Source organism: sulfur-oxidizing endosymbiont of Gigantopelta aegis, from assembly GCF_016097415.1.
Taxonomy (GTDB): domain Bacteria; phylum Pseudomonadota; class Gammaproteobacteria; order GRL18; family GRL18; genus GRL18.
Window position 1 is genome coordinate 1,226,298 of record NZ_JAEHGE010000001.1, and the last position, 12,905, is coordinate 1,239,202.

General features: G+C 42.2%; 10 protein-coding genes and 2 pseudogenes. 4 read left to right on the forward strand and 8 right to left on the reverse strand.

Annotated elements, in window-relative coordinates; all coding sequences use genetic code 11:
• Positions 1-3: 3 nt before the first annotated feature.
• The 4 genes from rsxC to metG form a co-directional block, all read right to left on the reverse strand.
• On the reverse strand, positions 4-1,839 hold the full coding sequence (rsxC, locus tag JEU79_RS06325; RefSeq protein WP_198263422.1) for an electron transport complex subunit RsxC: 1,836 nt from the start codon (positions 1,837-1,839) through the stop codon (positions 4-6).
• A complete protein-coding gene (gene rsxB, locus JEU79_RS06330) occupies positions 1,836-2,438 on the reverse strand; it encodes an electron transport complex subunit RsxB (protein ID WP_198265886.1) in 603 nt (200 codons plus the stop codon). The genes rsxC and rsxB overlap by 4 nt, the downstream gene beginning before the upstream one ends.
• Before the next feature lie 48 nt (positions 2,439-2,486).
• Entirely contained in the window at positions 2,487-3,074 is a 588-nt protein-coding gene (gene rsxA / locus JEU79_RS06335; RefSeq protein ID WP_198263423.1) for an electron transport complex subunit RsxA, read from the reverse strand.
• A gap of 101 nt (positions 3,075-3,175) precedes the next feature.
• Complete coding sequence (metG, locus tag JEU79_RS06340; protein ID WP_198263424.1) at positions 3,176-5,284, reverse strand: methionine--tRNA ligase; 2,109 nt, start codon at positions 5,282-5,284, stop codon at positions 3,176-3,178.
• A gap of 229 nt (positions 5,285-5,513) precedes the next feature.
• On the opposite strand from metG, the gene apbC reads away from it, so the two are divergent.
• The 4 genes from apbC to phoR all read left to right on the forward strand — a co-directional run bounded on the left by apbC (position 5,514) and on the right by phoR (position 9,791).
• Positions 5,514-6,599 carry an iron-sulfur cluster carrier protein ApbC gene (gene apbC / locus JEU79_RS06345; protein ID WP_198263425.1) on the forward strand — a complete coding sequence of 362 codons (1,086 nt, stop codon included), beginning with the start codon at positions 5,514-5,516 and terminating at the stop codon, positions 6,597-6,599.
• Between the two features lie 494 nt (positions 6,600-7,093).
• A complete protein-coding gene (locus tag JEU79_RS06350; RefSeq protein ID WP_198263426.1) occupies positions 7,094-7,624 on the forward strand; it encodes an REP-associated tyrosine transposase in 531 nt (176 codons plus the stop codon).
• A gap of 158 nt (positions 7,625-7,782) precedes the next feature.
• Positions 7,783-8,469, forward strand: coding sequence for a phosphate regulon transcriptional regulator PhoB (phoB, locus tag JEU79_RS06355; RefSeq protein ID WP_198263427.1), 687 nt, complete (start codon positions 7,783-7,785; stop codon positions 8,467-8,469).
• Complete coding sequence (gene phoR / locus JEU79_RS06360; protein WP_198263428.1) at positions 8,466-9,791, forward strand: phosphate regulon sensor histidine kinase PhoR; 1,326 nt, start codon at positions 8,466-8,468, stop codon at positions 9,789-9,791. The genes phoB and phoR overlap by 4 nt, the downstream gene beginning before the upstream one ends.
• A gap of 428 nt (positions 9,792-10,219) precedes the next feature.
• Here phoR and JEU79_RS06365 read toward each other — a convergent pair.
• The 4 genes and pseudogenes from JEU79_RS06365 to JEU79_RS06400 form a co-directional block, all read right to left on the reverse strand.
• Positions 10,220-10,924: pseudogene (locus JEU79_RS06365) on the reverse strand (IS3 family transposase); the annotation flags it as partial.
• Positions 10,925-11,232: 308 nt separating this feature from the next.
• Positions 11,233-12,374: pseudogene (locus tag JEU79_RS28390) on the reverse strand (IS3 family transposase); the annotation flags it as partial.
• Positions 12,375-12,378: 4 nt separating this feature from the next.
• Positions 12,379-12,582 carry a hypothetical protein gene (locus tag JEU79_RS06395; protein WP_198263432.1) on the reverse strand — a complete coding sequence of 68 codons (204 nt, stop codon included), beginning with the start codon at positions 12,580-12,582 and terminating at the stop codon, positions 12,379-12,381.
• A 54-nt stretch (positions 12,583-12,636) separates the two neighbouring features.
• Complete coding sequence (locus tag JEU79_RS06400) at positions 12,637-12,879, reverse strand: transposase (RefSeq protein ID WP_198262486.1); 243 nt, start codon at positions 12,877-12,879, stop codon at positions 12,637-12,639.
• Positions 12,880-12,905: the final 26 nt, after the last annotated feature.

Below are 12,905 nucleotides of genomic sequence, written 5' to 3' on the forward strand. Positions count from 1 at the left end.
AGTTTATTTAATATCCTCAGACTGAGCGCGTTTACGGCGACGCTCATTAACCGCGTCTATTTTTTGTTGCTGAGATTCGCTTAAATGGTCAGTATTTTTTTTCAGCCCTTGTTGCTGTGCTTTTTTTGCTTTAGCACGGGCAATGGCTTCCTGAATGAGATCGGCACTGCTACTTTTGGCTGCTTTTTTGTCACTGCTATGTTCAGCTTTGCTCGAATCATTTCCTTCGCTAGGTGAATTTTCAGCGTCCAGTGCTTTTTTCTTGGCGAGCTTTTCTTTTCTTAATCTTGCCGCTTCTGCTTTGGCTTCTTTCATCTTTTCTAAGCGTTCATTGCGAAACTCATGACGTTCACGGGCAATGTTTGCCTTGTTTCGTTCGCGCTCATCATCCCATATTTCAGTTTTGGCATAGCGAAAATACTGCACAAGAGGAATATTGCTGGGGCAGACATAAGAGCAGCAACCGCATTCAATGCAATCAAAGAGATTGTAGTCCTGCACTTTTTCTAAATCACGGGCCTTGGCAAACCAATACATTTGCTGTGGTAATAAAGACATAGGGCAACTATCTGAGCAACGAGCACAACGAATACAGGGCATGGCCGGTGGTGGAGTGGCTAATTCGCCGGGCTCACTGACTAGAATGCAATTGGTTGCCTTGGTAACGGGGGCATCGATGGAGGGTAAAGAAAAGCCCATCATAGGACCACCCATAATCACTTTTTCTATCTTGCTTTCATCCAGACCTGCTTGATTTAAAATATTCCGAATGGGGGTACCCAATGGCACTTCCATATTTTGTGGATGTTTGATTGCACCGCCAGTAATGGTGACAATTCTTGAAATCAGAGGTTCACCGCGATAAATCGCCTGGTAAACTGCAACGGCGGTAGTGACATTATGGCAAATAATACCGATGTCCATAGGAAGTCCCTGAGAGGGAACTTCATAGCCGGTGAGCACTTGTATTAATTGTTTTTCACCACCAGCCGGATAGCGGGCTGGCACTTGAACGATTTCGATGAGATCATCATGAGAGAGCTTGTTATTCGCATAACCCTGAATGCATTTTTGCAGTGCTTGATAAGCTTCAGGTTTATTATCTTCTATACCGATAATACATTTGCTGGCACCGACGACCTTGCGGATCAATAATATGCCGAGAATGACTTCTTCAGGACGTTCACGCATTAATACATCATCACAGGTGATATAAGGCTCACATTCTGCGGCATTAATGATCAGGGTATCGGTTTTCATTTTTCCGGCAGTACGTAATTTCACCGCCGATGGATACAATGCTCCACCTAGGCCAACGATGCCAGCCTGAGCAATTTGCTCATTGATTTGTTCACTGCTTAAATCGTTGATAGTCTGTGAATGAGTGCCTTGTGGAAGGCTGCTTTGTAAATCATTGCCTTGTAAACCACCGCTTGCCTGTGTAATGAGTGGTGCGCATTCAATCCACTGATCATAGCCATCGGTGTCGATGATGACACTCAGAGCTGATAAGCCTGATGGATGGGGTATGAGACGTTCTTCAATGGCGACGACGATACCTGATCCAGAAGCATGAACGGGAGCGCTGACATGACCGCTGGCAAAGCCTATGAGCTGTCCTTTAAGCACCTTATCGCCTACTTTCACTATGGCTTCAGCAGCTTGACCTATATGCTGAGTCAAAGGAATACTCAGTTGCAAGGGGATTTCAGCAGTACTGATGGACTGCTGATTGGACTCTGCTTTATGCCCGGGTAGTTTTAAACCACCGGGAAAAGGCCATAAATGCCGTAATTTGTCGGTTAGCTGGGTAATGGATGAGGGTATAGGTTGGCTCATGAGCGACTATTCTCCGCCAGAACATGATCAAGGGTGGTAAAAATTGTCTCTGCCTCCTGATTATTGGCTGTATATTGTGGTTCAGGCCAACGCCAGTTTTTTAAGGTTTGCTTAATTGGAATGATTTCAATGCAATCGACCGGGCAAGGGGGCACACAGAGTTCACAGCCGGTACATTCGCTTTCAATGACAGTATGCATTTGTTTGGCTGCACCGAGAATGGCATCGACTGGGCAGGCTTGAATGCAAAGCGTGCAACCGATACAGGTATCCTCAATAATGACGGCAACGACCGGTCCCTGATAAGCATCTTCCTCGTCCATGGGAAGTACTTCAACATCTAGTAAATCAGCCAGAGATTGTATTAAATTTTCTCCACCGGGAGGGCATAGATTGATTTGTGCCTCACCCGCTGCAATGGCCTCGGCATAGGGACGACAACCGGCAAATGAACATTGTCCACATTGTGTTTGCGGTAATAGGGCATCAATCTGCTCGACTACCGGACTGGATTCTACTTTAAATACAATCGCAGCCAGCCCTAAGACCAGACCAAAAAAAGCAGCCAGTGCTACGAAGGCTATCAGGCCACCGAACATGGCATTGTATTTGCCACTTAATAATTCAGTGATGGCTTCGCTGAACATCTAGTTAAGCCCCTTATCGAGACCTGTAAAACCAAGGAAGGCAATGGACATTAAACCCGCAGTGATCAAACCAATGGGGGCGCCCTGAAATACTTCGGGCACATCAGCAACAGCCAAGCGTTCGCGAATGGAGGCAAAAAGTATCATGACCATCGAAAATCCCACCGCAGCACCAAAACCAAAGAGAATGGATTCAAAAAATCCATAACCGGTTTGCACGTTAAGCAGGGCGACACCGAGTACAGCGCAGTTGGTGGTAATTAAGGGTAAGAACATGCCCAATACTTGATACAGCATAGGACTGGTTTTATGTACCATCATCTCGGTGAAATTCACCACGGCAGCAATGACGAGAATAAAGGCGATAGTGCGCAAATATTCAATGTCTAAGGGCAATAAGATGTATTGATTAACCAAGTAACTAGAAGCAGAGGAGAGGGTCAGTACAAAGGTCGTAGCCAGTGCCATACCAGTGGCCACTTCAAGTTTGCGTGACGAGCCCATGAATGGACAGAGTCCCAGAAATTTCACCAGAACAAAGTTGTTCACAAAAATCGTGGAAACCAATAATAAAAAATATTCACTCATAGGAAAATGTCATTTATACAAAAATGTAGGGTGGCATCGCCCACCAATTGATGTTAATAAATTGTGTTAATCAATACTTCTGGCGGGCAGTTGCCCAGCCACTATTTTACTTTCATACCCGGTTGTGCGCCATTCGCCTGGTCACCTTCGGGATTCAGTATCCATAAATCTTCACCACCAGGGCCTGCGGCTAACACCATGCCTTCAGAAACACCAAAGCGCATTTTTCTCGGTGCTAAATTGGCCACCATCACAGTGAGTTTGCCTTCTAAATCTTCGGGCGCATAAGCGGACTTGATGCCAGCAAACACGTTGCGGGTTTCACCCCCAATATCCAGGGTTAATTGCAATAACTTATCAGCCTTCTCGACATGCTCTGCTTTGATGATTTTGGCAATACGTAAATCTATTTTAGCAAAGTCCTCGAAACTTACCATATCGCTAATGGGGTCTGCGAGTCGGTGATCCGGATCACTATCACTGACAACCGGTGTGGTTTCTATGCTCTTATCGGCTTTCTTTTTCTTGCTTGGCTTAGCCGGTTCTGCTGCTTGGGTAGTATCTGCTGAGGCATCCACAATGGCTTGTACCTTATCTTCTTCTACGCGCATCATTAAGGGCTTAAACTTTTTGATTTCATGATTAGTCAGTGGTGTTTGCACATCACTCCACTGCATGGCTTCAATGTTTAAAAAGTCACAGGTTTTTTCAGCCATCACGGGTAATACCGGGCTGAGATAAATCATTAATTGGCGAAATAGATTCAGTCCCATGCTACAAACGTCATGCACTTCTTGCTCACGACCTTCTTCTTTAATCGCCTGCCAGGGTTTCTTGTCATCAATGTATTGATTGGCCAAGTCAGCCAAGGCCATGATTTCCCGAATGGCCTTACTGAACTCACGCGCCTCATAATGTCCTGCAATAGACTCGGCAGCATCAGCAAACTGAGCAAATAATGCGGGTTCACTGATGGTTTCAGAGAGTGTGGAATTAAATTTCTTTTTCACAAAACCGGCACAGCGGCTGGCAATGTTGACTACCTTACCGACCAGATCGGAGTTCACACGGAGACGGAAATCTTCCAGATTCAAATCCAAATCGGTGACACCGCTGCCCAGTTTGGCAGAGAAATAATAACGTAGGTATTCAGGATTTAACTCATCTAAATAAGTCCGCGCCTTGATAAAAGTACCGCGTGACTTAGACATCTTCTTGCCATCAACGGTTAAGAACCCGTGTGAGAAAATAGCGGTAGGGGTTCTAAAACCAGAACCACTGAGTATGGCAGGCCAGAATAAACCGTGGAAATAAATAATGTCCTTACCAATGAAGTGATACAGTTCAGTGTCACTATCGGCTTTCCAGAAGCTATCAAAATCGATTCCCCGTTTATCACAGAGGTTTTTAAAGCTGGCGATATAACCAATGGGTGCATCTAACCAGACATAGAAAAATTTGCCCGGCGCATTGGGAATTTCAAAACCAAAATAAGGCGCATCACGGGAGATATCCCATTCTTGTAAACCGGCTTCAAACCATTCTTTTAATTTGTTGCTGACTTCATCCTGTAAGTGACCAGAGCTAGTCCAGTCTTTTAGCATGGCTTCAAAATCAGGCAGCTTAAAGAAATAGTGTTCGGAGTCTTTTTCAATGGGCTTGGCACCGGAAACCACAGACACGGCATTTTTCAGCTCGGTGGTACTATAGGTTGCTCCACAGGCTTCACAATTATCACCGTATTGATCTTCTGCACCACACTTAGGGCATTCACCCTTAATGAAGCGATCCGGTAGGAACATTTCTTTTTCCGGATCATAGGCCTGAGAAATGGTGCGTTTACTGATATGACCCGCATCATAAAGACGATTATAAATGGTTTCCGATAACTCGCGGTTTTCATCAGAGTGGGTGCTGTGAAAATTATCAAAGGCGATAGAAAAGTCTTTAAAATCCGCCTGATGTTCCTTGCTGGTATCACTGATTAACTTTTCCGGGGTAATTCCTTCGGATTGAGCGCGTAGCATAATCGGCGTACCATGTGCATCATCGGCACACACATAGTAACATTCGTGACCTTGCATTTTTTGAAAACGTACCCATATATCTGTCTGAATATACTCGACGAGATGCCCTAAATGGATTGAGCCATTGGCATAGGGTAAAGCGCTGGTAACCAAAATTTTTCGTTTGTTGGAGTGTGATGCCATTAAAGGACTGCCTGCGGATGATAAGTTGAAAAATAAACAGGGTATCTTAACAATTTTATCGGTTCCTTCTCAAGCTCAGGCTTGATTTTATCCACATCTTGAAGATTACCGATGGTATGTATAACTAAATTTGATTCATTTGAGTATTTTATCAAAGTCTGTATAATAACCGACTAATTTACTCAAGAATTTATCTGTCTTAGAAATAATATAGCTGGAGTTTCGAAACATGGCAACTATTGAACAAGTTGAAGAAAAATTAAAAGAATTTATTGATCCTTATATGGAGAGCGATTTGGTCTCTGCCCATTGCGTTAAAAATACGCAGGTTGACGGTTCAAAAGCAATAGTTGATATCGAACTGGGCTTCCCTCATAAGGGTTATGAAAAAGAATTAAGCGAAAAATTAAGCACTTTATTGACTGAACTTGATGGTATCGATGCGGTACAAATTAATCTCAGTAGCCGTATTGTGGTTCATGCCGTACAAAAAGGTGTGCAACCTATTAAGGGTGTGAAAAACATCGTTGCCGTTGCCTCAGGCAAGGGTGGTGTGGGTAAATCAACCACTACCGTTAATATCGCGCTGGCGCTAGCCGCTGAAGGTGCTACTGTTGCAGTTTTGGATGCGGATATTTATGGTCCGAGTATGCCAAGAATGTTAGGTATCACTGGCAAGCCTGAATCCGAAGATGGTCAATCTTTAGAGCCTCTGGTTAATTATAATATTCAAACCATGTCGATTGGTTTCTTAGTGGATGATGATACTCCAATGATTTGGCGTGGCCCTATGGTGACTCAGGCTTTAGAGCAGTTATTTAAAGATACTCGTTGGAAAGATGTTGACTATTTAGTAGTTGATTTGCCACCGGGTACGGGCGATGTGCAATTAACCCTAGCACAAAAAATCCCTGTTTCTGGTGCGGTTATAGTCACAACACCTCAGGATATTGCCTTATTGGATGCCCGTAAGGGTTTGAAAATGTTTCAGAAGGTGAATGTACCTGTACTGGGTGTGGTCGAAAATATGTCTACTCATATTTGTAGCAATTGTGGTCATGAAGAGCGTATCTTCGGTGAAGGCGGTGGTCTGCGTATGTCTGAAGAAGAAAATGTAGCCCTACTAGGTACATTACCCTTGGATATGAGCATTCGTCAGTTAGCTGATGATGGTAAACCAACCGTCGTTTCAGAACCTGATAGTCGAATCACTGAACTCTATGTTGATATCGCCCGTAAAGTAGGCGCTAAATTAGCCCTTAAAGCACGTGACTATAGCAACAAGTTCCCTAAAATTGTGATCAAGAATGACTAAGTAAATATATTTATTCTCTGTTATCCTAAAAGCAGGTTCTAACTTATCCCCGAGTTGTCAGGTGCCTGCTTTACAGAGTTTATTAAGCCAATTCCTCCGTATTAAATCCAAAGCAAAAAAATACCTTAGTTCATAATGCCGCCGGTGATATTTTTCAGATGAATTCGATGCGGTTCGTGCCTCACCACATCCTACGTTGATGGGCAAATATGTCATGTGTTAGTCATAACTCGTAGGATGTGGTGAGGTACGAACCGCATCATGGTATATTAAACCTAAAAAAATCAGTTGAACCTACTGCGACTGCCTTATGCACTGAATCTTAAGGATTTTCCAGAACATTTTGACTTCACCCGTAGGTGACTACGAATAAAGCCAAAATAACCTGTAAAACCCTTAATCTTCAGCACCTAAGTCGCTCTCGCTACGATTCAACTGATTATTTTAGGTTAAAACACCTCAAGCCATACAAACATATTCAAAGGATTGAATTTATGACTAATTATCGCCGAGCAAAAATCGAAGGTGCGAGTTATTTCTTTACCGTTAATCTTGAACAACGTTCTCAAAACAATCTCTTAATCGAACATATTGAGTCATTACGTAATGCATTTCATCAAGTTAGAAATAAACATCCCTTTACCATTGATGCCATTGTCATTTTACCAGAGCATCTTCATTGCATTTGGACCTTACCCGAAGGGGATGCGGATTTTAAAACGCGTTGGGGATTAATAAAGGCCAATTTTTCACGGCAAATCCCAAGCGGTGAAAAGTGTTCACAAAGTCGAATTAAACGAGGTGAACGTGGTATTTGGCAACGACGATATTGGGAACACTTACTTCGTGATGAAGTTGATTTTCAACATCATGTTGATTACATTCATTGGAATCCGGTTAAACATGGCTGGGTAACTGAAGTAAAACAATGGCCTTATTCGAGCTTTCATCAATATGTTAAAAAGAGAATTGTGCCGGAAAACTGGGCTTCGGATAGCAATATCATTATTTCGGCGGGAGAGTGATGCGGTTCGTGCCTCACCACATCCTACGTTGTTATGCTGTAATAAAATTTAGGTATGTTACAAAAAATAGGGCAATTTGTCATAAATGTCATATAAGTGTCATACTTATGGTGTGTAATATTGCGGTAAAGTGATAAGTTGCATTCAGAGGAATGAAAATGGCGCAAAAAAAGATATTACTGGTTGAAGATGAATTAGCCATTCGGGAAATGATGAAGTTTGCTTTTTATAAAAGTGACTATACCTTGCTAGAAGCAGAAGATGCTGAACAGGCTCAGGTCATGATCATGAAAGAGCACCCCGACTTAATTCTTTTGGACTGGATGTTGCCGGGTATCAGTGGTTTGGAATTAGCGCAGCGTTTGAAAAAAGACAGCTCAAGTAAAGAAATTCCAATTATTATGCTCACTGCGCGTGGTGAGGAAAATGATCGGGTGCGTGGTTTAGATGCCGGTGCGGATGACTATGTGACCAAGCCTTTTTCGCCCCGTGAATTAATGGCGCGGATTAAAGCGGTGCTACGTCGCACTACGCCGGATGAAGATGGCATTCTAGAATTGGGCGGTATCCGTATGGATAGTGCCAAGCACCGTTTATCCGTCGCGGACAATAAATTTGACTTAGGGCCGACTGAATACAAATTATTACACTTTTTTATGACTCATCCCGAGCGTGTTTATGATCGCAGTCAACTCTTGGATCGTGTCTGGGGTGGTGATGTTTATATTGAAGAACGCACGGTCGATGTGCATATTCGTCGTTTGCGTAAAGTATTATCCGAATTCAAAGTGGAGCATTTAATTCAGACTGTACGTGGTGCGGGATACCGTTTTTCTACCGAATGAGTCAGGATAAGGATTATATTTTTAATGAGATCTTTTGGGTTTCATTAGGACTCGTTGCTTTACTGCTTTTGGGGTATGCCATTGGCAGCCCCTGGTTTCTCTTTTCTATGGGCTTGCTGATTTATATCTTCTGGCACTTGCGTCAACTCACCCGTATGGTGCAATGGTTAGCAAAAAATGAACTGGACATGCCCCCTGATGCTAGTGGCTTCTGGGGTGAAATATTTCGCCATCTCTATCGTATTCAACGTCATAATCGGCATCGTCAGGAAAAATTAATGGTGGTGCTGAATCGCTATAAAGAATCCACTGAGGCGATGCCCGATGCGACCATTATTTTAGGGCGTAATTGGGAAATTGAGTGGTTCAATTCTAAATGTGAAAGCTATTTCGGCCTGAAAAAAAATCAGGACGTAGGCCAGATTCTGACTAATTTAATGCGCAGTCCAGTGCTTTTGGCCTTTATTGAAAGCCAGAATCAATGGCATGAAAAAGAGGGTGGTGATAGGCAAAAAGCCCTGGAAATGCTTGCACCGGATGGTGCTCGTACTTTATCTATTCGTTTGATCCCCTACGGTAAAAAATACCTGCTGATTGCTCGCGATATCAGCAGTATCCAAAAACTAAAAACCATGCGCCGAGATTTTGTGGCCAATGTTTCCCATGAATTACGCACTCCCTTAACGGTGATTACGGGCTATTTGGAAACACTGGATGAACATTTGCGTGAAGAACCGATGTTTCATAATTCTATCAAATTGATGCAGCAGCAATCTAATCGTATGTGTCATATTGTGCAAGATTTATTATTATTATCCACGATAGAAAGTAATGAACGACAGAATTTAAAAACGGATTATATTGATATGTCAGCGCTGGTAATGATGTTAAAAAAAGAAGCATTGGCACTGAGCAATGGCAAGCATCAAATCACTGCAAGCGCTACCGGTGTTAAATGGCTCAAGGGTGATAGCAATGAGTTACAAAGTGCTTTTTCAAATCTCATTAGCAATGCTATTCGTTATACCCCGGTAGAAGGTGAAATTACTATACGCTGGTATATGAATGATGAGCAACAGGGTTGTTTTGAAGTGCAGGACAATGGTGAAGGAATTGCCGAAGAACATATTGAGCGATTGACTGAGCGTTTTTATCGTGTGGATGTTGGACGCTCCAGAGATACGGGTGGTACAGGCCTGGGGTTGGCAATTGTGAAGCATGTGGTGAATCATCATTATGGCAAACTGACTATTCTGAGCACGCTTGGTGCGGGCTCAAGCTTCTGCTGTGAATTTCCACAAAAAATGCTGAAATCTGAATAGTTAGTGTCCATCCGTTTATTCTAGAATTATTTGATAATTTTGACCGTAGGGTGCCCACGCTGAAAGTGTACATAATAAGCGCTTGAGTCAGCGTGGGCAGATAAAGCCATGCCCACCCTACGATTATTTATATAAAATGATGTGTCAACACTTTTCCGGACAGTTTTCTAAATATTTTTTTGGCTGTTTCAAGTGATTTTTGTCATTTTGTATTTCCTATCATTTTAGTTTCTCATGTTAACTTTAAACAGATGAAGAGAAAGGGCTTTGCCCTCTGGAACGATAGAGCCGTTCCATTCACCCAAGGTATTTTCACAACGGTAATGATCCTGTTACAATATCTTCACGGCACAGGCTGAGGAGCCGATGGCCGTCAACGGTAATGGGCGGCATTTATGTCGCCTTTTACCCCTCTTCAATCAATCGATTTAAGCTATTTCCTGCTGTATTTCATAATCGACTGGTGACAAATAATCATTAGCCGAATGAAGTCGCTCCCGATTATAAAATACCTCAATATATTCAAATATTGCCTGCTTTGCTTCTACTCTGGTTTTGAATCGACAATGGTGCGTCAATTCAGTTTTCAAACTATGAAAGAAGCTCTCTGATACAGCATTGTCCCAGCAATTTCCTTTGCGGCTCATAGACTGAATTATGTTATGATCCGACAATATTTTTCTATGACTATCAGAGGCATATTGGCTACCTCGGTCAGTATGCCAAAGCAATCCATCCATTGGTTTACGCTTCCATATGGCCATCAGTAAAGCATCATTGACTAGCTTGGCTTTCATTCGCTCATCCATCGACCAGCCAACAATTTGCCTAGAGAATAAGTCAATGACAACCGCTAAATATAACCAGCCTTCCTTGGTGGCAATATAGGTAATATCACCCACATAGTAGCGATCAGGTTGAGAGACAGTAAACTCTCTTTCCAGTAAATTTGGAGATATACGCTTATTATGCTTGGAATTAGTCGTCGCTTTAAAGCGTCTCTTCGTTTTACAAACAAACCGGCTTTTTCATTAATCGACCAATTCTCCGGCGGCTTATATGAACGCCTTTTCAGCCAGTTTTCTTTTAAGACGACGGGTTCCATAAGTCTTGCGACTGTCTTCAAACAGTTTTTAGCTGCTCAGTAAGCGCTTCATGATGTGTCAACACTTTTCCGGACAGTTTCTAAATATTTTTTGGCTGTTTCAAGTGATTTTTGTCATTTTGTATTTCCTATCATTTTAGTTTCTCATGTTAACTTTAAACAGATGAAGAAAGGGCTTTGCCCTCTGGAACGATAGAGCCGTTCCATTCACCCAAGGTATTTTCACAACGGTAATGATCCTGTTACAATATCTTCACGGCACAGGCTGAGGAGCCGATGGCCGTCAACGGTAATGGGCGGCATTTATGTCGCCTTTACCCTCTTCAATCAATCGATTTAAGCTATTTCCTGCTGTATTTCATAATCGACTGGTGACAAATAATCATTAGCCGAATGAAGTCGCTCCCGATTATAAAATACCTCAATATATTCAAATATTGCCTGCTTTGTTTACTCTGGTTTTGAATCGACAATGGTGCGTCAATTCAGTTTTCAAACTATGAAAGAAGCTCTCTGATACAGCATTGTCCCAGCAATTTCCTTTGCGGCTCATAGACTGAATTATGTTATGATCCGACAATATTTTCTATGACTATCAGAGGCATATTGGCTACCTCGGTCAGTATGCCAAAGCAATCCATCCATTGGTTTACGCTTCCATATGGCCATCAGTAAAGCATCATTGACTAGCTTGGCTTTCATTCGCTCATCCATCGACCAGCCAACAATTTGCCTAGAGAATAAGTCAATGACAACCGCTAAATATAACCAGCCTTCCTTGGTGGCAATATAGGTAATATCACCCACATAGTAGCGATCAGGTTGAGACAGTAAACTCTCTTTCCAGTAAATTTGAGATATACGCTTATTATGCTTGGAATTAGTCGTCGCTTTAAAGCGTCTCTTCGTTTTACAAAACAAACCGGCTTTTTCATTAATCGACCAATTCTCCGGCGGCTTATATGAACGCCTTTTTCAGCCAGTTTTCTTTTTAAGACGACGGGTTCCATAAGTCTTGCGACTGTCTTCAAACAGTTTTTTAGCTGCTCAGTAAGCGCTTCATTTTCTTTCTCTATCCGTTTTAGGAGAGCTAACCCAATCATAATAGCAACTACGGAAACATCCATAAAACGGCACAGAATCGTTACCGGGTAATCTTTAGCCTGATCAGTTATCCATGCGTACTTCACAAAGTTTCCCTTGCAAAGTACGCTGTGGCCTTTTTAATAAATCACGCTCCTGAATCACTTTTGCCAATTCTTTTTCAGACGTTTTACTTCATCATAAATGTGTTCATCACTTCTATTGGCTACCGTCTTCACCGGTTTGGAATATTTACTGATCCAGGTATGTAGAGTATTTACATTAACACCTAGCTCCCTGGCAGTCTGAGAAACGGGTTGATCCGTCTCATTAGCTAATTTGACAGCTGATTCTTTAAATTCTGATGTATAGCTTTTATTCGGTTTTTTGTTTGATCATTCATTTTAGGTCACACTTTTTATCTTTTAGTTGTTTTAAGTTGTGTGTCCGGTTAAGTATAGCCACATTATCATTTTCTTTCTCTCTATCCGTTTTAGGAGAGCTAACCCAATCATAATAGCAACTACGGGAAACATCCATAAAATGGCACAGAATCGTTACCGGGTAATCTTTAGCCTGATCAGTTATCCATGCGTACTTCACAAAGTTTCCCTTGCAAAGTACGCTGTGGCCTTTTTAATAAATCACGCTCCTGAATCACTTTTGCCAATTCTTTTTCAGACGTTTTACTTCATCATAAATGTGTTCATCACTTCTATTGGCTACCGTCTTCACCGGTTTGGAATATTTACTGATCCAGGTATGTAGAGTATTTACATTAACACCTAGCTCCCTGGCAGTCTGAGAAACGGGTTGATCCGTCTCATTAGCTAATTTGACAGCTGATTCTTTAAATTCTGATGTATAGCTTTTATTCGGTTTTTTTGTTTGATCATTCATTTTAGGTCACACTTTTTATCTTTTAG

Coding starts and splice junctions, on each gene's coding strand:
- rsxC (WP_198263422.1), bottom strand. CDS start 1,839: ATGAGCCAACCTATACCCTCATCCATTACCCAGCTAACCGACAAATTA.
- rsxB (WP_198265886.1), bottom strand. CDS start 2,438: ATGTTCGGTGGCCTGATAGCCTTCGTAGCACTGGCTGCTTTTTTTGGT.
- rsxA (WP_198263423.1), bottom strand. CDS start 3,074: ATGAGTGAATATTTTTTATTATTGGTTTCCACGATTTTTGTGAACAAC.
- metG (WP_198263424.1), bottom strand. CDS start 5,284: ATGGCATCACACTCCAACAAACGAAAAATTTTGGTTACCAGCGCTTTA.
- apbC (WP_198263425.1), top strand. CDS start 5,514: ATGGCAACTATTGAACAAGTTGAAGAAAAATTAAAAGAATTTATTGAT.
- JEU79_RS06350 (WP_198263426.1), top strand. CDS start 7,094: ATGACTAATTATCGCCGAGCAAAAATCGAAGGTGCGAGTTATTTCTTT.
- phoB (WP_198263427.1), top strand. CDS start 7,783: ATGGCGCAAAAAAAGATATTACTGGTTGAAGATGAATTAGCCATTCGG.
- phoR (WP_198263428.1), top strand. CDS start 8,466: ATGAGTCAGGATAAGGATTATATTTTTAATGAGATCTTTTGGGTTTCA.
- JEU79_RS06400 (WP_198262486.1), bottom strand. CDS start 12,879: ATGAATGATCAAACAAAAAAACCGAATAAAAGCTATACATCAGAATTT.